Source organism: Amycolatopsis nivea (assembly GCF_004522235.1).
In the GTDB taxonomy this organism is placed as follows: Bacteria; Actinomycetota; Actinomycetes; order Mycobacteriales; family Pseudonocardiaceae; genus Amycolatopsis; species Amycolatopsis nivea.
This window is the reverse complement of sequence record NZ_SDLT01000125.1, coordinates 1-377: the sequence shown is the minus strand read 5'-3', so window position 1 is coordinate 377 and position 377 is coordinate 1. Positions and strand designations below refer to the sequence as shown.

The window sequence follows — 377 nt, the reverse complement described above, 5'->3', positions numbered from 1 at the left end:
CTCGCGTTGCCGGGCACGGGCCGGCTCGATGTCGACGAGGAGCGGGACACCGATCCCGCGGAACTGACCGTGACCGTGTGCGCGGGCGGCGACGCCACCGACCTCATGGGACTGCGGATGTCGGTCGAGGGGACGGTGCCGGGGGCGGTGTTCCGGGACCGTACGCCGCGCCGGATGGCGGAGCTGGCGCTGCTGCCCGACCGCGGTCGCGGTCCTGCGCTGGTGGTGCCGTTGCGGGCGGGCGACCACACGTCGGGGGTGTTGATCGCGTTGCGGGATCCGGGTTCGGCGTTGTTCGAGACGGCGCAACTGCCGGTGCTGGCCTCGTTCGCGGATCAGGCGGCGCTGGCGTTGCAGCTGGCGGCGCAGCAGCGGGC

Annotated in this window: 1 protein-coding gene; it reads left to right on the top strand. The window is 74.0% G+C overall.

Going from position 1 to position 377, the window contains the following annotated elements; genetic code table 11:
- On the top strand, positions 1-377 hold a 377-nt coding region (locus EIZ44_RS44510; protein ID WP_134734623.1), incomplete at both ends, for a GAF domain-containing protein.